The following is a 23,743-nucleotide window of genomic DNA, read 5'->3' on the forward strand; positions in this document are numbered from 1 at the left end:
TATGGTGAGGCCCATTATATTAAAGGGCGTAAAACAAAACAGTCCCTTCAGGGAATTATAGGTGTACGCTATAGTTTCTAAGTATATGGTTATTTTTAATTGATCTCAATGTGTGTAGAAGGATTTTCAAACCAAGTGTCTAGGTTCGTCCTCTTTAAAGAAGAAGGCTTTCAAAAAGATATATTTTTTGCATGTGAGTTTTTTCTTATGACTTTTTATTGCTTAAATGATAATTTTGATGGGAAGCATTTAAGATTATGAAAGAAGGTTCAATATTTATTGAGAGTCGGTAGCGCATCTTTATGATGGGATGAGCGATTGCAGGTATTTTTATTAAAGTTTTCTTTATAATTCATTCTATATTTTGAGAATTTGTGTAGATTTTTGCAGAGTCACTTGGCAAAGGGCTCCTTGCTCGCTATAGAAACAGTCAGAGAATGTTATAAATGAAATAAAGGTGAGTAAATGGCTTTAGAGCGTACTTTTTCGATGATTAAACCAGATGCAACCCGTCGTAATTTGACTGGCGCAATTACTAAAATGCTTGAGGATGCGGAGCTACGTGTTATTGCGTCTAAACGTGTTTGGATGAGCAAACGTGAGGCTGAAAAATTTTATGCTATTCATAAAGAACGCCCTTTTTTTAGTGAATTGGTTGAATTCATGTCTTCTGGTCCAACCGTTGTACAAGTTTTGGAAGGCGAAAATGCAATAGCTAAAAACCGTGAAGTAATGGGGGCTACGAATCCTAGTGATGCAGAAGAAGGGACAATTCGTAAGGTTCATGCTTTATCGATTGGCGAAAATTCTGTCCATGGATCCGATAGTGCTGAAACGGCAAAAACAGAAATCGCCTTTTGGTTTTCTGAGATAGAAATTGTTGGTTAATAAAGCGTTTATAAGAAGCAAAAATCCGAAACACTATATTTCGGTTTTTTGCTTATAAGATTATAGACTTTTTTGAAAGCATATGGAGCATTAATTGTTTTTTAGCTTTTAATATTACAGCTGCTTTTACGAAAATATAAAGCCTATTTACTCTTTTTTGAAGAGCTTTTATCTATATACCACCCTTACTTGTAATGTGCAAAAAAGTGCTTGATTGATTTATCATTAATAAAAATAAATCAATCTTATGCTATTCTTATCTCTTATTTAAGTACAAAAAGATAAATTATCATTATAAATCTCCATACTCTTCATAGGATAACGTGTTTTAAACCTGCACGAAAATAATCCCACCCTGTCCACAATGTAAGGAGGGCAGAAATCCACAGCATAGTAATGCCAAACTCTACTGTGTAAGGGAAAATTTTATTACCGGCTGGTCCAGCTAAAAGAAATACAATAGCGATCATCTGTACAAAAGTTTTCCATTTTGCAAGACGAGAGACAGGAACACTAACTTTTAACTCAGCCAAATATTCACGTAATCCTGATACAAGAATTTCTCTGCAAAGAATGATAATAGCTGCCCATAGTGTCCACCCAGCGATGGTACTGTCTGCGGCAAGCAAGAGCAAACAAGCAGAGACGAGAAGTTTATCGGCAATTGGATCTAACATGCGACCAATATTGGATGTTTGTTCCCAAATACGAGCAAGGTAACCGTCAAGAAAGTCAGTAATGGATGCAACGATAAAAATGGAAACAGCAATCCAGCGAGTGATATCACTTGATTGTAGTCGCCCTTCTAAAAAAAAGCATGCAACAACCATTGGGACTGCAACAATTCGTGCATAAGTTAAAATATTTGGAAAAGAAAAAGTATGATTTTTCATGGAGCCATTTTTAATTCTTGTGAAAGAGAATATATTTCCTTAACGTAACAAGTCGAAGGTTATGAAACAAGCCTATTTTTCATGAAAATGGTTATGAATTTTTTGTGCAATTGTCATAGAAATTCCCGTAACTTTTTTTAAATCTTCAAATGAGGCACTAGCAACAGCTTTGGCACTTCCAAAATGATGAAGCAATGCACGCTTTCTTGTCGGACCGATATTTTCGATTTCATCAAGTGGGTTTTTGAATGTTGCTTTTTTTCGTTTTATCCTATGAGTTCCAATCGCAAAACGGTGTGCTTCATCACGCAGACGTTGCAAAAAATAGAGGATAGGATCACGTGGAGGAAGTGTAAAGGGGGGGATACCTTTTATAAAAAATCGTTCACGTCCCGCATGACGGTCAACACCTTTGGCGATTCCAACAACTGTGAAGAGATCATTTAATTGTAATTCAGCAAGTATTGCATGTACGCTGTTGATTTGTCCTTCACCACCATCGATTAAGATAAGGTCAGGCCAAATGGGAAAAAGATCATCATCTTTTATGTCATGACTTCTATTTGGCAGATCATACTCTTTGATAAGGCGTGAAAATCTTCGTTTAATCACTTCTTTCATCATGCCAAAATCATCGCCAGGCGTGATATCTGTTGAGCGAATGTTGAATTTTCGATATTGATTTTTAATAAATCCCATTTGACCAGCAACAATCATAGCCCCTACAGCATTTGTTCCCATGATATGAGAATTGTCATAGACTTCTATCCGGCGTGGAGGAACAGGTAGTTGGAATGTTTTAGCAAGACCTTGAAGCAATTTTGTATGGGTGGCTGTTTCAGAAAGCTTATGTTCAAGTGCTTCATGAGCATTGAGATAGGCACGATTAACAAGAGTTTTTCGTTCACCTTGTTTAGGTAAAGAGAGGGACACTTTGTGATTTGCTTTGAGACTAAATGCCTCTGTAAGAAGTGTCTTTTCTTCAATTTCTTCAGATAAAAGGATGCTTTTAGGAAGTGGTTTATCATCGTAAAATTGGGCAAGAAAACTCGCTAAAATTTCAGTGCGGGAAAAAGAGGGATCTGCTTTAGGAAAATAGGCACGGTTTCCCCAATTTTGCCCCATGCGAAAAAAGAACACTTGAATACAGGTCATTCCTTCTTTTTGCGCAATTGCAAATACATCCGCTTCTTTTATCGTTTGAGGATTAATACCTTGATGGCTTTGTATGTGAGAAAGGGCTGATAAGCGGTCACGATAGGAAGCTGCTTGTTCAAAATCGAGATTTTCAGCGGCTTTATGCATAGCTTGAACCATATCGCTTTTAATAGATTGATCTTTTCCCGAAAGGAACGCTTTTGCTCCTTTCACCAGTTCTTTATAATCACTGTCACTAATTTCATGAGTACAAGGTGCAGAACATCGCTTAATTTGATAAAGCAAGCAGGGGCGTGTACGGTTTTCAAAAACTGAATCAGTACAGGTTCGTAATAAAAAGACGCGTTGTAAAACATGAACTGTTTGTGTCACTGCACCAGCAGAAGCAAAAGGACCAAAATAGTGAGCTTTTCGTATTCGAGCACCACGATGTTTGTAAAGTGCAGGCACTCGATGATCATCTGTAATCATAATATAAGGAAAACTTTTATCATCACGTAGGAGTACATTAAAATGTGGATGCAATCTTTTGATGAGATTGGCTTCTAAAAGGAGTGCTTCTGTTTCTGTATGGGTGACGATAAATTCCATATGATATGTTGCACGAATCATGCGGGTAATACGATTATTGTGTCCTTGTTCACGTGTATAGTTTGAAACACGTTTTTTGAGATTACGGGCTTTTCCAACATAGAGAATATCACCATTTTCACCAATCATCCGGTAAACCCCTGGCTTATGCGGAAGGTGTCTAACAAACTCTTGTATGAACTTGATACCTTGGAATTGATTTTTCTCATAGCTTTGATTAGCATTATGCCATGTAATATTAGAGAGAAAAGAAAGTTTTTCCCGTTCATTTTGCGGACAATTTGTATTATTTTTCAGGACCATTCCGTTTATTACAAATATGTTGTTTGTTTAATATATGAAATATTCTTTTTTATTAAATAATGATTATTTATGTTTTTATAATTTTTTTCTATAAATAATATCTTATAGCATAAGAGTATGATTTTAGAGAGCCGATCTTTCATAAAAAATATGAGAGTTGTTATTCTAAGACAGCTTTATGAATTTGCCTAATTTATCCATTAAAATGATTGAATAGGAAATTCATGATGATTAAGAGGATAGACTTTCTAAAAGGAAAAAAATTAATTCACGCTGATCGTTATTAGCTTACCATTATAATATGTTGGTTTTATCCAAAGAATCAAAGAACTTTATCATTTAATGCCTTTGTATTTTACAACATGATATTTGATTTAGAAAAAATATAGAGAAAAGTCTAACATAATAGATGTTCTTTTTGAAGCCACTTATGCGTTATTTGGGCATTTTCATCTTGTCCCAGACGGTTGATAAGAAAGGGGCTGAGTTTTTTCATTTCTTCTTCCAAAAGGTAGGGAGGGTTAATAATAATCATACCACTTCCATTCATTGTCGGTGGACTTGAACTTTTTCGGATACGCATTTCAAGCTGTAGAATCTTAGGAATTCCGGTTTGATAAAGCGCGTGAAGAAAACTTTCAATTTCTTTGTCATATTTAACAGGATACCATAAAGCGTAGATTCCTCCAGAAAAGCGACGATAGGCTTTCGTTAATCCATCAATAAGGCGGGAAAACTCTCCAGTTTTTTCAAAGGGAGGGTCAACAAGGATAAACCCACGTTTTTCTTTTGGTGGTACATGAGCATTTAAGGAAAGCCAACCATCTAAATGCAGAACTTTTGTCTGATAATCTCCTGCAAAGTTTTTTGCTAAAATATGATAATCTTCATTGTGCAATTCTATTGCGGTGAGGCGATCTTGTTTCCGTAATAATTGACGAATAAGAACAGGAGATCCAGGATAAAATACAATTTCTTTTTCCCCTTTATTGAGGGCATCAATGATATCACACCATGGACAAAGGAGTGTTCTTAAATCTTCTGGGATAGGAGTTGAAAAAAGTCGTTGGACACCTTCGCGACACTCTCCTGTTTTATGTGCTTCTAAAGAAGAAAGGTCATAAATACCGATTCCAGCATGCGTATCTATAACGCGAAAAGCTTTTTCTTTGCGTTTGAGATATTCTACAATGCGAGTGACAATAATGTGTTTAAAAACATCAGCAAAATTGCCAGCATGATAAATATGCCGATAATTCATGGAGTAAACTCTATCATATGTATAACTGTACCGGATTATTAGCATAGAATAATAGAATTGATATCCATAAAAATATTCTTATAGAAATCAAACAATACCCTCACTCCCACATTATACACTACAGAAAAAATATTAATGTCATCGGAGCATTTATTCACAAGACTATTTTTATATTATGAGATTAATCGTTAAAATTTTAAATTTTTTATATGAAAGATAGACAAGAAGAGATCAAACATTTCAATAGAGATATTTATGTTGTAAGAGATTTTTCTTTATGATCGCGGACTCTTCCAGGAAGACTATAAAAACACTCAATTAACGAGAATATTAGTGAAGTTTTTTGAAAAATTGAAGGGTATCTTTCAAATTCATTCATAAATTTTCTTGTTTAAAGATTAAAGAATTTCAAATGCTTGATAAAAACATTGTTACATTTATAAGTTTTTTTAGCGAGCGTAAAATTATGGATAGAGCAATAAAGTGCTGGTGTTATAGTGATAGATTTTTGTAAAAGTGTGAATGAATCTCATTGCTTTAAGCAGAGCCAAAGCTTTACATTATACACGCTAAATAGCTAGGTTATTGTGTATGATGCTAAAATAAAACTTTTGAAAATTGATATGTGCTCTGCAAGCGATCTCAATAAAATGAGGAATTTTAAACTAAAGTAAATAGGTTTATCTATCTCTAACACTATATTATCGAGCGGCTTTATGAGGTAATCTTATAAAAAAGGCTAGGATAAGAAATTCTTTTTATATGGATTATGCTTCGATACCATGCTTTTGATTGAATGTAATTTTCTATTCATGCCCATTCTGTTTTCAATACTGAGATAGGTTAAACACATGATATTATGAGAACGCATGCCCAGAATCCGGAGACGTGTAATAGTTAGAGCATACAGTGGCTTAGAGAGCTAGTTATATGGAGGTATTTTCTGAATAAAGGCGCAAGCTGGTACCTTTTTTATTTTTTAGCAGTATTGCCATACCTCTTGGCACTTGAGTTAGTTCATAAAGTGCATTTTTACTCTTTCCGCTAATAGTTTTTATTTACACGCCAGATATTTAACTGAACGCGATGATGGCTCATATTTCGTATTGTACATAGAATAATGAATGATAAAATTCCTACCCCAACGCAAAGAATAAATGTTGTGCGTAAGATGATAGTTTTTGAAGAGACTGATGATGTGTTAAGAAAGTTTTTTAGAGATTTTTCTTTCTGAATTTTTTAATTGAATACGTAAAGTGTTTTACAACATGTTATGATCTTTATCAGTAAAGGATAATTTGACGGAAATGTTTGTAATGATACGTAAAACATTGTGTAAAAGGAGAGACATTAGCTATAGTATTTACAGGAAGATGAGTAACCTAGGAGATCAGATGAAGTTATTTTAGAAAAGTTTTTAAGTGTTTTGAATTTTGTATGAGGCGGTTTATCATTGTTGAATGGTTTGTGTTATAGTACGCTAAAAAGGGATGAGAGGATAAAAAGTTCTTTTGCAATAAAAGCGTGTAATTGTTTTTAAGTTAAGAAGAAAATATACAAGTAAGATATTATTTTGATACATTCTTCAGAGGAAGCATGAATAAATGAAATCAAATTTAAAAGCATAAGTTAGAGAGAGTAATGGGTAATATTTTTTCACCAACGCATTTAATTATAATTTTATTGATTATCTTTGTGCTTTTCGGTCGCGGTAAAATTTCTGAATTAATGGGCGATGTTGCTAAGGGAATTAAAGCCTTCAAAAAAAATATGAAGGAAGAAGATGACAGCATTGAGGATAAAGTTGAAATGGCTCCTACTTCCCAAATAATTGATGTAGAATCTCAACAATCTCAGCCGTTATCGGTAAAATATGCAACAGCGCGCAGAAAGGTTTCTTCTGCTTCTAAAAAAAGCAAAACATCTGTTGCTAAAAAACAGTAACAAAAACGCAATCATCATTGTGCATTATTTTTTGATGAGAAAGTCGAATTAAGAGATGTTTGGGATTGACGGACCAGAGTTTATCGTAATCTTACTTGTTCTCATCATTGTCGTTGGACCGAAAGATTTACCTAAAATATTAAAGACAGTAGCAAAGATAAGAGCGTATGTGTATTCAACAGCAAATGAACTTCGTCATCAGTTTGATGATGTAATAAAACAAATCGAGCGCGATGATTTGCAAAAAGTATGTTCGGATATTAGCGATTCAAGCAAGAAGTTGGCAGAAACTTTTGATCCCATTCAAAATACATTAGAAGATATCCACGATAATTTGGATGTTAAGGCAACACACCATAAATCAAAAAAAGATAAAGAAATTTTGGAATGCGATCAAAACGTAACCAATAAAGATACGACAGTATCTATTGCTTCTAAAGATAAAGAAGATATGTCATGAATGTTAAGAAAGATGAAGTTGATGCCCATATGGCACCACTTTTAGAACATTTAATTGAACTTCGTCAGCGAATTATTGCTGCCTTGGTTGCATTTATGATCGCTTTTATGATGTGTTTTCTTGTTAAAGATTATATCTTAATTTTTTTACTATGGCCATATCAGTGGGCAATGAAAATAGCAGGGGGTAATCCTGAGGGTATTCGTTTGCAATCAACGCAAGTATGGGAAACTTTTTTAACGAAGATGAAGCTTTCTGCTTTTGGGGGAATTATTTTATCTTTTCCCTATACGGCTTTTCAGTTTTATAGTTTTATTGCACCAGGGCTTTATAAAAATGAGCGGATGGCTTTTTTACCATTTCTCATTGGGGGGCCTATTTTATTTTGTATTGGGGGAGCGTTTGTTTATGGTCTATTAGCGCCAATAATACTATGGTTTAGCCTTTCTCAACAATTTCTTCCAGATGTTCATTTAAAAATAGAGTTTATAGTGCGTATTTCTGATTATTTGGGCTTTATGACATCATTTATCCTAATTTTTGGTTTGATTTTTCAATTACCTCTTGTCATCAGTCTTTTAACAAAAATTGGATTTTTAACGTCTTATGATTTGGCGTCTAAACGAAAATGGGCTATTTTGCTCTCTTTTATTATTGCGGCAATCATAACGCCGTCGGATTTTTTTACGATGTTTGCAGTGGCTTTACCAACGATAGCACTTTACGAGATTTCAATTTTAATTGCTTACAGTATAGAAAAGAGAAGAAAATCCGCTTAAGAAAAGTGTATAATCTTATGCGATAAGGAATGAATAAAAACAATATAAATGAGGAATTTTTATGCTTGATATTAAGTGGATTCGTGACAATCCTGAGAAATTAGATAAAGCACTCGTAAGTAGAGGTCTTGAGCCACAAGCTGAAAGGTTAATACAACTTGATCTTGCACGTCGGTCGCATATTGCTAAGGTGCAATTGGCACAGGAACGTCGCAATGCTGTTTCAAAGGAAATAGGACAGGCTTTAGCGGTATCGGATCAGCAAATGGCTGAACGTCTTAGAGCTGAAGTTGAAGAGATTAAAGCTTTTCTTTCCTCTGCAACAGTGGAAGAAAAACAGCTGACGGAGAGTCTTGAGAAAATTCTTTCAGCACTTCCAAATATTCCATTAGATGATGTTCCAGAAGGTAAAGATGAAAGTGATAATGTCGTCATTCGACATTTTGGTACACCTCCAACATTTAATTTTACACCAAAGGAACATTTTGATCTTGGTCAAGATCTCAAGCAGATGAATTTTGAACGAGCTAGTCGTTTGTCTGGAACACGTTTTACAGTACTTTCAGGGGCATTAGCACGGCTAGAACGAGCATTAGGCCAGTTTATGCTTGATGTGCATGTCAATGAGAATGGTTACACAGAAGTCTCAATACCTCTTCTTGTTCGTGATGAAATTGTTTACGGAGCAGCACAATTACCGAAATTTGCTGAAGACCTTTTTCGTACAACAGATGGTCGATGGCTTATTTCCACAGCAGAAGTGCCATTAACCAATTTGGTCAACGATGAAATTCTTGAAATATCAGATTTACCACTGCGATTTTCTTCTTTATCTCCCTGTTTTCGTTCAGAGGCGGGAGCAGCCGGTCGTGATACGCGCGGTATGTTGCGTCAGCATCAATTTTGGAAAGTTGAAATGGTCTCGATTACCAGTGAAGAGCAGTCTTTAATTGAATTAGAACGTATGACGGAATGTGCAGAAGATATATTAAAGCGGCTTGGTTTGCCTTTTCGCACAGTGGTTCTTTCTACTGGTGATATGGGGTTTGCAGCGCGTAAAACCTATGACATCGAGGTTTGGCTTCCTGGTCAAGAATGTTATCGTGAAATTTCTAGCTGTTCAGTTTGTGGAGATTTTCAAGGTCGTCGTATGAATGCGCGCTATCGTAAAGAAGGCGATAAAAAATTGCATTTTGTTCATAGCCTTAATGGTTCTGGTACGGCTGTTGGACGTTGTCTTATTGCCGTACTTGAAAATTATCAACAGGCTGATGGATCAATTATTATTCCAGATGTTTTACAACCTTATATGGGAGGCATGCGCTGTATTACTGCTTAATTTTACGAAAGGAGAGACAATATGCGTTTATTGCCAAGAGGTGATGATACACAGACGCAAGTTTTTGCCATTTTAAAAGAAGCAGTTTGTCAGTATGATAAAAGTGTACCTCCATTGGAGATTGAATGATACTATGGGGCAAAAGGGTATTTTACAATTTCGTGAGGAGTTAGCCGCTCTTGTACTGAAAATGCGTAGCAAAGGCATTGATGACGTGCGATTTTTTTCGGCATTAGAGAAAATTCCGCGTCAACAGTTTGTTGCTGCTCCTTGGTTCAATAGTGCTTATGATAATAAAGTTATTCCCCTTGAGTGTGGTGAATATATGGAACGTTTGGAAGAACAACTCTTAATTCTTTCGGCATTATCGTTGAAAAAAAGGCATCGTGTCTTAGAAATTGGTACAGGATCTGGTTTTTGTACTGCTCTTATGGCATGTCTGAGTGACCGCGTGACAACGATTGATCGTTATAAAACGCTTGTTGATTTAGCACGCCAAAAATTTCAAACTTTAGGAATTGAAAATATTGTTATAAGGCAGATTGATGGAAGTCATAGTGTGACAGGCTTAGGATCATTTGATCGCATTCTTATTTGGCCATCACGTTTTGATGAACCAAAGGAATTTTTAGAACTTTTAGCTGAAAATGGAATTCTCATTCAGGCGATAGGACCTGACGAAGGGGTACAAACGGTGACGCGCTATACAAAAATTGGTAGTCGATTTGAGTGTTTAGAACTGTTCCAAGTGCGTTACCAACCTTTTATTAAAGGCATTGCGGAGATACTTTAATTTTTAAAAGCTAAGAAGTTTCTGCAAATTGTCTACGTTAAATTCATTTTGATCTTATATAAAGATATTTATGAATAAAACATCTCATTTTAACTCTTCGGTAATTTAAAAAAGCTTTAATGGAGTGAGTTGATTATTGATGAGTGAGCAAAACGATGTATCTAAAAGCTTTGGATAATATTTTCCAGCATAATTTTCAGAGAATAACTTTGTTAGCGGTGGTAACTATTGTTGCTGGTTGTAGTTCTGGTACACAGCGTTTTTCCAATACGTTCTCTCATCGTACGGTATCATCTCAATCAAATATATCAAGCACTATGTATACAGATCCGCGAATGCTATCATACGGTAGTGGTATGATACAAAGCACTGAATTGCCACCTGTGGAATCAGGTGATGATTCGTGGGGAGATGACAATTCTCCCTATAATTTTCCACATCAAGATAGGATAACTTCTTCTGATGGTCGCGTTATGGGCTCCCCTCCACGTAATCTTGGAACACTTTCTCGTTCACAAATGGATAAATCTCCTATTTTTCGGCGGAATTCTTATATTGTCCAGAGTGGAGATACACTGCTCAGTATTGCACGACAAGTAGGGGTTAGTGTTGAGGCATTAAAATTAGCAAATGGTATAAACAGCAATTCCATTTATATCGGTCAGGTACTGGTTGTTCCAAGCAGGCGTACATTAGCAGCTTCAAATGCACACAATAATAACGATTGGGCAGTGTCAACAACAGAATCTGCATCCCAATCTCAAGTGATGTCCTCTATAAAAAACAAGAAGTCCTCTCCTATATATAAAGCTCCTGTAACAACGCCACCCTCTGCAAAGATGAACAAATCAAGTTCTGAGAAAAATTTTTCTAAACAGATGACGCAATTGAAACATGAGACTGGTTTGTCAAGTACTGTTACGAATACAGATAATATGACGACTCCGCAAGCCACAGGAATTTCTAAGATGCGTTGGCCAGTACGAGGGCGTTTATTAAGCCAGTTCGGTCAAAAAAAGGGAACAGTAATGAATCGAGGAATAGATATTGCAGTGCCTGAAGGGTCTTCGGTAAAGGCGGCAGAAAATGGTGTGGTTATTTACGCGGGAGATGGATTAAAAGAGCTTGGTAATGTTGTGATGATTCGACATGAAAATGATATTATCACTATTTATGGATGTAATAGTAAGCTTGTTGTTAACAAAGGACAAAGGATAAGGCGCGGTGATGAGATTGCTAAATCTGGTGTTTCAGGAAATGTTAAAACGCCACGTGTCTATTTTGAGATGCGTAAGAATTCATTACCTGTTGATCCCCTTAAATATTTAGAAAACTAATTTATTGATGACTTTTACATTTGAATAGTCTTACAGTTTATAGAAAATTCATGAAAAACAATTGATTTTCTTAAATCAATAACATAGCAGCAAAAAATCATTGGTTTCAGGAGAGTAGTTCGTGGGGGGCGTTAGATATTACCATCTTTGTATTTATGAAAGTGTAAGAAATAGTATCATACTATTTGTCAGCTTTGAGTGTTCCAATTGCTCTTGCATTTGAGAGAAGCATGAAAAAAAATATTTCACGCCTTTCTTAAAAAGTTTTTATCTACAGGCTCATTTCATATGTGTGACGTGCAAGAAAATCGTTTTGATTAATTCAGAAGGTTTGAAATAAGAGCGTTTTATTGTATTTAGATCTGTCGTTCGATATCAAAAACGATAAATTATCTATATAAATTAAAGTTTGTTCATTAGAAAAATTATCTTGTATAATTTATTGAGTTAGTGAAAAGATTTATATTGTAGGATATACAATAGGGGAAAGTGAATCTATTTTTTAAGATTTTTCTCATTGTATTTTGGTATTCTGCCTCTTAAGGATTTATTGTATTTTTGTAAAGCTGTGATTAGATTATGTAGTTATTGCTTTTTATGATAAATTCTTTAGGAATTTTTTCTGTATCGGAATTTCATTTTAATAGAGTGGGAAATACCTGAGGTTTAACTATAGGAGATAAAAATGTTTATTACGAACGCTTATGCTCAAGTTGCAGGCGATGTTTCCGGTGGAATTTCATTTGCTAACGCTGTCCCATTCATTTTAATTTTTGCAATTATGTATTTTTTTATCATTCGTCCACAGCGTGCCCAAATGAAAAAACGCCAAGAAATGCTTAATGCAGTACGTCGTGGTGATACAGTTATAACGGGTGGTGGTATTATCGGCAAGGTTACGAAGGTTCACGACGAGAGTGGTGAATTAGAGGTTGAAATTGGTGAGAGTATAAATATTCGTGTTATTCGCTCAACATTAGCTGATGTGCGCGTTAAAGGTGAGCCGATTGCAGAAAAAAAATCAAAACTTAATGCTAAAGCAAAAACACCACAAAAGTCTAAATCTAAAACGACAACGAAAGAAGATATGAGTATCTCTGAAGAGAAAAAAGCTATATCAAAGGAAAATGCATCTTAAGGTGTAATGGCAGTTTATTACATTTTTTAAGCATTTTTGTAAAAAGCTTGGCAAGATCAAGACAATTTCATTGGAAAAGGGGCTTTTATAGTGGCTACAGAAAATGGAGTTTTTGTTTTCTTTAGATTATTAAAATAGTTGCTTTATTTATAGAATATTACGCAATTTTTTTCTGTTTTTTAAATAAGATCATTGTTTTTATAAAAAGAAATTTGTGAGTAAATAAGCTGAGGAAACTTTTTAAAAGATAGATTTATTGAAGCAGGTATAGCAATTTATCGCGATTTATTACCAAATTTTCCTATATTTGTTGTATGAGAAGATTAGGGTATTATATAAAAATTTTCACTTCAGTACTAGGTTATGGTTAACATATCAATGTTTATATCAGCCTTACTTTAATTTTTATGGTGAGAAGTAGCAAAGACAATTGGATTATTCAAAAATAAAAGGTGCTTATTCATGTTCGATGCAATTCAAATTCGTGAAGCACATTTTCCAAGTCGCGCACCTATTGATGCTTATGGAAATGGTGGGTTTCGTTTTGCTGATATGTCTCATAGAGGTTCTATTATTTGTGTACCATCAGGTATTTATGGCATTGACATGGCAGGGCCTATTCCCACTCAAGGGGATATATCTCGTATTTTAGAAGAAGCTTCTGAAATCGAAGTTTTATTAATAGGTACTGGAATTGAATTATTACGATTACCTGAAGAGTTACGGGTGCTTTTAGGGGAAAAACGTATTTCATCAGATACAATGAGTACGGGAGCGGCGGTGCGTACATTTAATGTTTTATTGGCTGAAGATCGCGCTGTTGCGGCGTTATTATTTGCGGTAGAATAGAGTATTGTTTAATAAAACAAATGCTCTCGTCTAGTATGAAAGACTTGTGCGATTATTTTTCTGCGCCGTAAAGTACCGTCGTTTAAGGCGGTGATATAAGGGTATAGAATATACATAACTTAACATATTAAAGTGTTTTTAAATACAAAAGTGTTTTTAAATACAGCGGCAAGTATTTAGGACAAAGCTTGCTCGTCGTTCCTAATGAATCACATGAGTGATCAACTCTTGGCACTTGAGACAGTTCATAAGAGGCATTTTTAATTCTTTCTTATACAGTTGTTACCTACAAGCCAGTTACGCTTGGGACGTGCAAGGGAATGGTTTTTATTAATTTAACATGGAATTGGTTTGAAATGAAAGCATATCTACGATATTTGGGATTCTAATTTAACATACAAAACAACAAATTATGATTATAAATCAATGTATTGATAGTAACAGAAATTCACCGAGAGCAATTGGACTTTTTACAAATTGGTGTTGGTAAGAACCTTTGTCTTTTAGGATGGGGAGGAGGTCAATGATTTGATGAAGTTTTTGTGATCAGTGCATTTTTTATAAAATAACATTGTCATCCATCCACTGAAAAAGTGTTTTTCGTTGTTTGTTGTTCAAGTTTTACTATGCATGTTACGATTGTTTTTTAGCTTTTTTACTGCAAATGAAAACTTGAAGTCCTATAAGATAAGTTTTATCAGAAAAATTATTTATTTAATTTTTTTCTTTCTAAAACGAAAAGTGACTAGAAAAGAAACTTTAATTCACAATACAGTTAAGAGACACATTTAAAAATCTTATTTTCTGAACTGTATTTGCTTATCCTTCATTTTTTAATATGAATAAAAAGAGGATATTAATTTAATTGCTAAAAAAGGGACGTTAATAGGTTCATAGAATGATAGGCTCTCTTCCTTATTGTCTTGATATTTTACGTACCATAGATCGTGATCGCTATATATCGGTTTTATTTGCGCCTAAAAAAAAGCGCCAAGCATTGGCTGCTCTTTATGTATTTAATGCTGAAATTTCTCGTATTCGCGAAAGTGTACATGATCCACTCATAGGAGAAATACGGTTACGTTGGTGGTATGATACTATTGCTCATGGTGAAATGCAAACGAGTGGAAACAATCCGATTTTGAATGATTTATTAAAAGCAATGACTCTTTTTAATTTACCTAAGACAGCTTTTTTACGTTATTGTGATGCGCAAATTTTAGATCTTTATCACAATCCAATAGAAACACTTCATGATCTAGAGCATTATTGTGGTGAGACAGCAGGCATAATTTTACAGCTTTCTTGTCAGATACTAGATCCTGAAACTGCACAAGAGTTTACAGATATCTATGAACATGGAGGGATTTCTCAAGGGTTAAGCGGTGTATTACGTCTTTTATCATTCATGCAATCACGATATCAATATTATTTACCTACTGATATATTAAAGGCTGTAGGAGTGAATAGGGAAGATTTGGAATCCCATCGTCTCAGTGATCAACAAAAGGGTCGTATTGTTGAAGCTATGGTAGCATTATCGCGCGATCATTATACCCAATTTTACGAGTATTCTTGTACTTTACCTAGAATTCTTAAGCCAGCTTTTCTTCCATTGGTCATTGTACCGGCTTCTCTTCAAAAAGCTATACAGCTGGGGGCAGCAATTTTTCAAGAGAGTGCAACTTTGCCATTGATATATCGCTATTGGTTGATAACAAGGGCAGCAATAAGCGGCAATTTTCCAAAGATACTGTAAAAGAATATTACTACGTTGGAATGCGTAACATGGAGACTGATTTTCTCATATGAAGATAAAAGGAGCCATTGTGATTCCAAACCATTTTTTTGTTATAAAAAATGTTGATGTTTTGGTTGTTATGAACGCAAAAGAATAAGAAATTTTGTGATCTTGAAAATACAGTGTATTTCTTCATCAGTAATATGTTTTATTCAGTGTATTGGATGGGTGAGATACAGAGAAAGAAAAACATGAGATAAATCTTAATACATTGGTTTGTTTGAAGAAGAACTTTTAAGTACTCTGAATGTATTGATTGTAGCTCATTTGCAAATGAAATAAAATTTCTATTTTATGAGAGAAGTTATCTTAGCAGTCTATAAGTCTATAAAAAACTCTTATTTTTGAGAAATTATAACATCATAATTGATGACTGTTATGATTTATGAATATATTGATTTATAATGATAATTCGTTTTTTCTCATATTGAATGAGAGTCTTGAATAGAAAAAGATTTCTCCATTTTTATAATGAATTTTAAAAATAGTTTTTTTGTATATTATAAGTTTGGTGTGTAAATGAAATCATTTAAGGAAGAAGCAATATGCTCCTTATGAATGATATTAAGAGTAGTAATATGATGAGCTATAAATGAGTGACGATAGGGATGATATTTATAGCTTAATGGGCGACAACCTTTACAACCTTTGGATGAATAATGTTTTTTAATGCGTTGCAAAAACGACTCTACATTCCATTGACTATTTTCTCGCAAATCCATACATGCACTGATTTGCGAGAGAATGAATCATTATACAAATGTTTGATCCTAAGATATGCAAACAAGAGATCTATCTTACCTCTTCAACTATAGACGAAGAGCTGACGGAAACTTTATCAAATAAGTTCTTTAAATTATGTAAAATCTTTTTATTGGAGAGCGTTAAAGATCTGATTATAATTTGTGCTATTAATTTCCAAAGGATGTTCTTTATTGGCAACTTGTAGCATTTCTAGCTTGAGATCTTCTCTTATCATCATATCTATATTGGTGCGGACTTCAGTTGAAAGAGTATGAGACGTGATATCTTTAGGCATGGTTACAGTCTTTATTTGATAAATGATACGGTTTGTTGCAACCGGACCTTTTATGATGCCATAATGACCTTTGGGAGCGGAAAATAATGCTTTAATGCCTTCAACGCCAAGGGTTTCAGATGAGTCTTGACGCCGGAGGGTGGGTGTTGTTTGTTTTGTAACACCAAGACTACGAGCAAGAGCAACAAGACTTTTTCCTTCCGTGAGCTGTTTGAGAGCATTTTGGGCTTTTTCATCAAGAAGACGTTGGATTTCCTCATTTTTCCATTGAGAAAGAACATCTAGCTTAGCCTCTTCAAGTGTCTTATCACGGGCAGGAATAATTTTATCGACCTTGTACCAGAGATATCCACCATTTTGAAAAGAGAGAGGATCAAGATCGACTCCTTCGTTTGATTGATAGATGGCATTCAGTAAAATATCTTTTTGAGGTAAATCCGTGAGTATTGCACCTTCAAGCGTTTTTCCTGTTTTATCAATGGTAATTGTGCGCAAAGATAACTTGTATTGGTCAGCTAACTCTTTGAGAGAAGCACCCTCAAAACGAACATTTTCAATGGCTGCATAATTGTTACGGATATCATCAGTAGCACGATTTTTGGCAAGTGTTTGGCGAATATTTTCTTCTACACTTTCAAAAGGAAGAGAGCTTGAGGGTTCAATATGCGTGACGCGAATGATAACAGGTCCTTGTAAGTCATTTATCACAGAACTGACTTGGCCTTGTTGAAGTTCAAAAATTTCAGATGTCAGATGATTAGGAAGTTCATTTTCTGCGAGAGGCCCTTTTTTTATTTCATTAAGAGTCTTTTTTTCAGCTTTTACCAGTTCATCAAAACTCAATCCATCAGCTATTTTTTTTGCTGCATTATCGGCTTCTTCGCGTGAGGGGAATCGCAGTTCTTCGAATGTACGCTTTTCAGGCGTTACAAAACGTGAAGCATTTTGTGTATAATAGGCTTTCGCCTCATCTGTTGAGATATCTTGAGGTTTTACAAAATCATTAAGTTCCATAGATAGCAAAGAGACAGTGCGGTATTCTGGAGCACGAAATTGACTTTGATGTGTTTCAAACCATTTTTGTAATGTTGCGTAATCAGGATCAGCAATTGTTTTCTTTTCTTTTAGATCAATAACAAGATAATCAGCAATACGCATTTCTTCTTGATAAAGAGCAAGTGCTTTATAAAAGAGATTTGGTGCCTTCATATCAGAAAGTAAAGCAGCAATAAGCTGATTACGCTTTTCTTGTTTGGTGTAATAATTAAGAAAAGCACTTTCACTAATACGTAAATGCTGAAGATAGTTATAAAACAAGTTTTTATCAAAAGTGCCATTTACCTGGAACATCTTATCAGAACCAATCGTATGAGCTATTGTATCTTTTGAAAGACTTATTTTCATTTTACGTGCTTGTTCATCAAGAAGTACATTTTGTTGTAATTGATTAAATACAAAAGCAGGAATTTGGTATTGCTGCATTTCATTTGCTGTAAACATTCGTCCAAGATGAGCTGCATATGCTAAACGTGCGCTTTGATCGGCGAGTGCAAGACGATAATCATCGACAGTTACTGTGGACTGTCCAGATGTAATAAGATCTCTTTCACTTTTTTTGTGTAACTGCGGTACCCCCCATAAAAGAATGAAGCATAAGAGTAAAATAGCAAGGAAAATTCTAAAAATCCAAGAATTTGTAGCATTTCTTATGATGTCAAGCATTGTTCAAGTCCATTTTTAATGTGAGTTATTATCAAAGCTGTAATGGAATTTGCAATAAAGAGATGAAAGATGCAAGCTTTAAAGACTTGCTTTCATTTTATAATTTGGTAACTACAGATAAACAATGTATTGTAAGAGCTCTTGAGGTGAAAATATGTCTCAAAATATTCGGCCTTTTCTTGCTGGAAATTGGAAAATGAATGGAACGAGTGAATCGCTTGGAGAGTTGCGTGCTATTGCTACAGGCGTTAGCTCTGATCTAGGTCATCTTTTTGAGGCGCTTATTTGTGTTCCAGCAACGCTTTTATCGCGTGCTTCTAATACGCTGAATGGTGAAAATCTCCTTTTAGGAGGACAAAATTGTCACTTTGATGATCATGGTCCTTATACTGGAGATATTTCAGCTTTTATGCTTAAAGAAGCGGGAGCAAGTCATGTTATTATTGGGCATTCAGAACGTCGTACAGTGTACCAAGAAAATGATGCGATTGTCTGTGCCAAAGTGCAAGCTGCGTGGCGAGCAGGTCTTGTGGCTCTTGTGTGTATTGGTGAAACATTGGAGGAGCGTAAGAATAATAAAGTGCTGGATATTCTGACGCAGCAGCTTGAAGAATCTTTACCAGATGATGCAACAGAAGAGAATACCATTATCGCTTATGAACCAGTTTGGGCGATAGGCACCGGCAATACAGCGACTCCAGAAGATATTGCAAAAGTACATCATTTCATTCGTGATAAGGTGCGCTCTCGTTTTGGTGATGAAGGCAATAAGATTCGTTTGCTTTATGGTGGATCCGTAAAGCCATCCAATGCATTTGAGCTTTTAAGCATTGCTCATGTTAATGGTGCTTTGATAGGTGGAGCAAGCTTAAAAGCGATTGATTTTTTAACTATTTGCGATGTTTGTCGTAAACTATAGCAGAGAAATTTGAGTTTCCCCTTGGATTGTGCGTTATTTATGTGTAAATAGCTATTAAAGAGTTATTTGAAGAGCAGGGTTTATGCAAACAGTACTTATAGTTATTCATTTTTTGATTGTGATTACTTTGGTTGGTGTTATATTAATTCAACCTTCAGAAGGTGGTGGGCTAGGTGTGAGTAATAGCTCAGGGTTGATGAAAACTCGTGGATCTCGAAACCCTTTAACACGTTTGACTGCTATTTTAGCCTGTTGTTTTTTTGTTGTGTCTATTGGACTTACCGTGGTGGGTAATATATCAAATTCTAGTTCTGATATCTTAAAGCGTATACCGGTTAATTCAGAACAGAATTCTACCAATAAAGGCTCAGGCTCAGTTCCATCATCAAATAATGAGTCTTCCCCTTCTGTTCTTGAACAGCTAGGAGGCACTTCGAATTCTCCGCAGGAACAGAAACAGTCCACAAATCCTGAAGCAGAAAGTCCAGTTCCACAGGTTCTTGAAAACACAGTTCCGGATAACAGTACAAAATAGTTTTTTAAGAAAATATAGACTTTTTAAAAAGGTGATTTTTTCACCTTTTTTATTTTAGAAGAAAAATTGTTTCTTTTTGCATTTTTTGCTGGAAAAATCATTATAAATTGCTTATCACCATAAGCCCATGGCACGTTATGTTTTTATTACTGGTGGTGTGGTTTCTTCCCTTGGAAAAGGCATCGCAGCGGCGGCGTTAGCAGCGTTATTACAGGCTCGTGGTTATCGCGTACGTCTTCGCAAACTTGATCCTTATTTAAATGTTGATCCAGGTACGATGTCACCTTATCAACATGGTGAAGTATTTGTGACCGATGATGGTGCAGAAACGGATCTTGATCTTGGTCATTATGAGCGTTTTACTGGGCGTTCTGCAAATAGCCAAGATAGTATTACAACAGGGCGTATTTATCGCAATATCATTGAACGAGAGCGGCGTGGTGATTATTTGGGGGCAACAGTCCAAGTTATTCCTCATGTTACAGATGAAATTAAGAGATTCATTACGATGGGAAATGAAGAATTTGATTTTGTTTTGTGTGAGATAGGTGGAACGGTTGGTGATATTGAAGCAATGCCTTTTCTAGAAGCGATTCGTCAGCTTCGCAATGAGCTACCGAGACAAAATGTCGTTTATGTCCATCTCACATTAATGCCTTATATTCCTTCAGCAGGTGAATTAAAAACGAAACCAACACAACATTCTGTCAAAGAATTGCAAGCAGTTGGTATTTCTCCTGATATTTTGCTTGTACGTGCAGATAGATCTATTCCAGAAACAGAACGGTGCAAATTATCACTTTTTTGCAATGTTCGCTCCAATGCAGTCATTCAGGCATTAGATATGCCAACGATTTATGATGTTCCTATGGCATACCATAAGGAAGGTTTGGACTCTGAAGTTCTTTGCGCTTTTGGAATTGATTCGGCACCTTCCCCCAAGATGGATCGTTGGGAGGATATTACGCATCGTATTCACAATCCTGAAGGAGAAGTCACGATTGCTATTGTAGGAAAATATACGGGCTTAAAGGATGCTTATAAATCTCTTATTGAAGCGATTGCGCATGGTGGTTTAGCGAATAGAGTGAAAGTTAATATTGAGTGGATTGATTCGGAACTTTTTGAAAAAGAAGATTCTGTTTCAGCTTTACAAAAAGCCCATGGAATTTTGGTTCCAGGTGCTTTTGGGGCACGTGGGGCAGAAGGGAAGATTCGAGCAATTCAATTTGCACGAGAGCGTAAAGTTCCATTTTTAGGGATTTGTTTTGGGATGCAATTAGCTTGTATAGAAGCTGCGCGCAATATTGCACAGATTGAGAATGCTTCATCGAGTGAGTTTTGCGAAACAGACAATCCAATTGTAGGTTTAATGACAGAATGGCTTAAAGGAGACGTCCTTGAAAAACGTACAAGAAATGGTGATCTCGGCGGTTCGATGCGCCTTGGTGCTTTTGCTGCTGAATTAAAAGAAGAGAGTCATATTGCTCAAATTTATGGGATGACCAAGATTGTCGAGCGACATCGTCATCGTTATGAGGTCAATATTGATTATAAGGATAAGTTAGAACAGTGTGGTTTGATTTTTTCTGGGATGTCTCCTGATGGTATTTTACCAGAAACGATAGAATATGTAGATCATCCATGGTTTATTGGTGTTCAATATCATCCAGAATTAAAATCCCGTCCTTTTGATCCACATCCGCTTTTTTCTTCTTTTATTGAAGCTGCTGTAGAACAAAGTCGATTAGTTTAATGCATAAATTGGGTTACTTTGCTTTTGAGGGATAAAATGACTAAACCAAATGCTCGTGTGAAAGTTGGAAATATGATTTTTTCAAATGAAATGCCTCTTTCATTAATTGCAGGGCCGTGTCAGATGGAAAGTCGTGATCATGCTTTTGAAATGGCTGGTCGTATTAAAACAATTACCGATCAGCTTGGTATCGGGTTTGTTTATAAATCAAGTTACGATAAAGCCAACAGAACCTCTTTGGGGGCGGCACGTGGTATTGGTCTTGAAAAAGCAATGTCCATTTTTTCTGATTTAAAAAAAGAGTTTAATTGTCCCATATTAACTGATGTGCATACAGAAGAGCAATGTACAATTGTTTCTTCTACAGTTGATATTTTACAAATACCGGCTTTTTTATGTCGTCAAACAGATCTTTTGGTAGCAGCCGCCAAAACAGAATGTGTTATTAACATTAAAAAAGGTCAGTTTTTAGCACCGTGGGACATGGAGAATGTTTTAAAAAAGGTTGTTTGCAGTGGTAATCCGAATGTTATGCTTTGTGAGCGAGGCACGTCATTTGGTTACAACCGACTTATTTCTGATATGCGTTCGTTGCCTATTTTACGTTCATTTGGTGCTCCTGTTATTTTTGATGCAACGCATTCTGTTCAAGAACCTGGGGGGCAGGGGGCTTCATCTGGTGGGCAGCGTCAATTTGTTGAAATTTTAGCGCGTGCAGCTGTCTCTGTTGGGGTAGCTGGTATTTTTTTAGAAACACATCAAGATCCAGATAATGCACCTTCTGATGGACCCAATATGGTTAAAGTTGATGATTTACAAAGATTGCTTGAGACTTTAATGGAATTTGATTATCTGTCAAAAAAGTTGAGTTGAGAAGAGAAAAAATATTTCATTAATAGTGCATTATAAATGAATCGAGACTTTTATTGGATAAGGAAACACATATGACTATAATTGTCGATATCATTGGGCGTGAAGTTCTTGATAGCCGTGGTAATCCAACGGTAGAAGTTGATGTTCATTTGGAGAATGGAGCTTTTGGTCGCGCTCTGGTTCCTTCGGGAGCTTCAACAGGAGCACACGAGGCTATAGAGCTTCGTGATGGTGGTTTGCGCTATCAAGGGAAAGGTGTTGAAAAAGCGGTTGCTGCAGTTAATGGCGAAATTCTTGAAGAACTTGGTGGGCGGGATGCAACAAATCAAATTGCTATTGATCAAGCAATGATTGCTTTGGATGGAACGCCAAACAAAGCCCGTCTTGGTGCCAATGCACTTCTTGGTGTTTCATTAGCTGTTGCAAAAGCAGCTGCGGATTCATTAAATTTACCTTTGTATCGTTATATTGGTGGTACACAAGCGCATATTCTTCCAACCCCCATGATGAATATTATTAATGGTGGCGTTCATGCTGATAATTTGATTGATTTTCAAGAGTTTATGATTATCCCTATAGGAGCTCCTACTGTAAAAGAAGCTATCCGTTATGGCGCTGAGATTTTCCATGCATTGAAAAAGCGTTTAAAAGATGCGGGTTATAATACCAATGTTGGTGATGAAGGTGGTTTTGCACCTCAATTTAAAAGTGCTGATCAAGCAATTGATTTTATTATGGAATCTATCATGATATGTGGCTATAAACCAGGTGAACAAATTGCTATTGGTTTAGACTGTGCTTCAACCGAATTTTATAAAAATGGTTCGTATTTTTATAAAGGTGAGGGGAAATGCCGAGACATCCAAGAGCAGGTAGATTATTTAGCACATCTTGTGAAAAATTATCCTATTATTACAATTGAAGATGGAATGGCAGAGGATGATTGGGAAGGTTGGAAGTTACTCACTGACACAATTGGAGAAAAATGTCAGCTTGTTGGCGATGATTTGTTTGTAACGAATTCAGCACGTTTGCGTGATGGTATCAAAATGGGGGTAGGCAATTCTATTCTCATAAAAGTTAATCAAATTGGTACATTGAGTGAAACACTTGATGCTGTAGAAGTAGCACATAAAGCAGGTTATCGTGCCATTATATCTCATCGTTCAGGCGAAACAGAGGATTCTTTCATTGCAGATCTTGCGGTTGCAACGAATTGTGGACAAATTAAAACAGGTTCTCTTGCACGTTCGGATAGATTAGCCAAATACAATCAACTTATTCGTATTGAAGAAATGCTAGGAGCCCAAGCGCGTTATGCTGGTGATTTAGTGTATAGTTCTGAGCACAAAATATGAAAGTATA

At 35.7% G+C, this 23,743-nt stretch carries 19 protein-coding genes; 15 read left to right on the forward strand and 4 right to left on the reverse strand.

Annotation, left to right across the window (positions count from 1 at the left end; genetic code table 11):
* Nucleotides 1-465: 465 nt before the first annotated feature.
* Nucleotides 466-888, forward strand: coding sequence for a nucleoside-diphosphate kinase (gene ndk, locus ACFILH_RS04245; protein ID WP_375631370.1), 423 nt, complete (start codon nt 466-468; stop codon nt 886-888).
* Between the two features lie 311 nt (nt 889-1,199).
* Here the strand turns inward: ndk and pgsA are convergent, their stop codons facing one another.
* From pgsA to ACFILH_RS04260, 3 genes are all read right to left on the reverse strand, one after another.
* Nucleotides 1,200-1,781 carry a CDP-diacylglycerol--glycerol-3-phosphate 3-phosphatidyltransferase gene (gene pgsA / locus ACFILH_RS04250; RefSeq protein ID WP_273723320.1) on the reverse strand — a complete coding sequence of 194 codons (582 nt, stop codon included), beginning with the start codon at nt 1,779-1,781 and terminating at the stop codon, nt 1,200-1,202.
* A 72-nt stretch (nt 1,782-1,853) separates the two neighbouring features.
* Entirely contained in the window at nt 1,854-3,833 is a 1,980-nt protein-coding gene (gene uvrC, locus ACFILH_RS04255; RefSeq protein ID WP_375664873.1) for an excinuclease ABC subunit UvrC, read from the reverse strand.
* 397 nt (nt 3,834-4,230) lie between these two features.
* Nucleotides 4,231-5,094 carry a 23S rRNA (adenine(2030)-N(6))-methyltransferase RlmJ gene (locus tag ACFILH_RS04260; RefSeq protein WP_375612916.1) on the reverse strand — a complete coding sequence of 288 codons (864 nt, stop codon included), beginning with the start codon at nt 5,092-5,094 and terminating at the stop codon, nt 4,231-4,233.
* A 1,641-nt stretch (nt 5,095-6,735) separates the two neighbouring features.
* Between ACFILH_RS04260 and tatA the strand changes: the two genes are divergently transcribed.
* From tatA to ACFILH_RS04305, 9 genes are all read left to right on the forward strand, one after another.
* The gene (gene tatA / locus ACFILH_RS04265; RefSeq protein WP_375658302.1) at nt 6,736-7,038 is read left to right on the forward strand and encodes a twin-arginine translocase TatA/TatE family subunit; all 303 of its coding nucleotides are present in this window, start codon (nt 6,736-6,738) and stop codon (nt 7,036-7,038) included.
* A 55-nt stretch (nt 7,039-7,093) separates the two neighbouring features.
* Nucleotides 7,094-7,498 (forward strand): twin-arginine translocase subunit TatB, encoded by a 405-nt coding sequence (locus tag ACFILH_RS04270; RefSeq protein ID WP_273791130.1) that lies wholly within the window; start codon nt 7,094-7,096, stop codon nt 7,496-7,498.
* On the forward strand, nt 7,495-8,277 hold the full coding sequence (gene tatC / locus ACFILH_RS04275; protein ID WP_375637380.1) for a twin-arginine translocase subunit TatC: 783 nt from the start codon (nt 7,495-7,497) through the stop codon (nt 8,275-8,277). Before ACFILH_RS04270 ends, tatC begins: the two co-directional genes overlap by 4 nt.
* 61 nt (nt 8,278-8,338) lie before the next feature.
* Nucleotides 8,339-9,616, forward strand: a complete 1,278-nt coding sequence (gene serS, locus ACFILH_RS04280) for a serine--tRNA ligase (RefSeq protein ID WP_375631757.1) — start codon at nt 8,339-8,341, stop codon at nt 9,614-9,616.
* A gap of 133 nt (nt 9,617-9,749) precedes the next feature.
* Nucleotides 9,750-10,409 carry a protein-L-isoaspartate(D-aspartate) O-methyltransferase gene (locus ACFILH_RS04285; protein ID WP_273791164.1) on the forward strand — a complete coding sequence of 220 codons (660 nt, stop codon included), beginning with the start codon at nt 9,750-9,752 and terminating at the stop codon, nt 10,407-10,409.
* A gap of 155 nt (nt 10,410-10,564) precedes the next feature.
* Nucleotides 10,565-11,746 carry a peptidoglycan DD-metalloendopeptidase family protein gene (locus ACFILH_RS04290; protein WP_375667425.1) on the forward strand — a complete coding sequence of 394 codons (1,182 nt, stop codon included), beginning with the start codon at nt 10,565-10,567 and terminating at the stop codon, nt 11,744-11,746.
* A gap of 685 nt (nt 11,747-12,431) precedes the next feature.
* Nucleotides 12,432-12,884 carry a preprotein translocase subunit YajC gene (yajC, locus tag ACFILH_RS04295; RefSeq protein WP_273791134.1) on the forward strand — a complete coding sequence of 151 codons (453 nt, stop codon included), beginning with the start codon at nt 12,432-12,434 and terminating at the stop codon, nt 12,882-12,884.
* 462 nt (nt 12,885-13,346) lie between these two features.
* Nucleotides 13,347-13,733: an Mth938-like domain-containing protein gene (locus ACFILH_RS04300; protein ID WP_375643084.1), complete on the forward strand. Its 387-nt coding sequence runs from the start codon at nt 13,347-13,349 to the stop codon at nt 13,731-13,733.
* 898 nt (nt 13,734-14,631) lie between these two features.
* Nucleotides 14,632-15,492 carry a phytoene/squalene synthase family protein gene (locus ACFILH_RS04305; RefSeq protein ID WP_273791136.1) on the forward strand — a complete coding sequence of 287 codons (861 nt, stop codon included), beginning with the start codon at nt 14,632-14,634 and terminating at the stop codon, nt 15,490-15,492.
* A 913-nt stretch (nt 15,493-16,405) separates the two neighbouring features.
* Here the strand turns inward: ACFILH_RS04305 and ACFILH_RS04310 are convergent.
* Nucleotides 16,406-18,295 (reverse strand): peptidyl-prolyl cis-trans isomerase, encoded by a 1,890-nt coding sequence (locus ACFILH_RS04310; RefSeq protein WP_375667426.1) that lies wholly within the window; start codon nt 18,293-18,295, stop codon nt 16,406-16,408.
* A gap of 154 nt (nt 18,296-18,449) precedes the next feature.
* On the opposite strand from ACFILH_RS04310, the gene tpiA reads away from it, so the two are divergent.
* From tpiA to eno, 5 genes are all read left to right on the forward strand, one after another.
* Nucleotides 18,450-19,214 carry a triose-phosphate isomerase gene (gene tpiA, locus ACFILH_RS04315; protein ID WP_375631362.1) on the forward strand — a complete coding sequence of 255 codons (765 nt, stop codon included), beginning with the start codon at nt 18,450-18,452 and terminating at the stop codon, nt 19,212-19,214.
* Between the two features lie 82 nt (nt 19,215-19,296).
* Nucleotides 19,297-19,749 (forward strand): preprotein translocase subunit SecG, encoded by a 453-nt coding sequence (secG, locus tag ACFILH_RS04320; RefSeq protein ID WP_375643080.1) that lies wholly within the window; start codon nt 19,297-19,299, stop codon nt 19,747-19,749.
* 127 nt (nt 19,750-19,876) lie between these two features.
* On the forward strand, nt 19,877-21,505 hold the full coding sequence (locus ACFILH_RS04325) for a CTP synthase (RefSeq protein WP_273791140.1): 1,629 nt from the start codon (nt 19,877-19,879) through the stop codon (nt 21,503-21,505).
* 36 nt (nt 21,506-21,541) lie between these two features.
* Entirely contained in the window at nt 21,542-22,378 is an 837-nt protein-coding gene (gene kdsA, locus ACFILH_RS04330; RefSeq protein WP_375620760.1) for a 3-deoxy-8-phosphooctulonate synthase, read from the forward strand.
* Nucleotides 22,379-22,449: 71 nt separating this feature from the next.
* Nucleotides 22,450-23,736, forward strand: a complete 1,287-nt coding sequence (gene eno / locus ACFILH_RS04335) for a phosphopyruvate hydratase (RefSeq protein ID WP_375643079.1) — start codon at nt 22,450-22,452, stop codon at nt 23,734-23,736.
* Nucleotides 23,737-23,743 lie beyond the last annotated feature (7 nt).

The organism is Bartonella sp. CL435QHHD (genome assembly GCF_042195095.1).
Taxonomy (GTDB): domain Bacteria; phylum Pseudomonadota; class Alphaproteobacteria; order Rhizobiales; family Rhizobiaceae; genus Bartonella.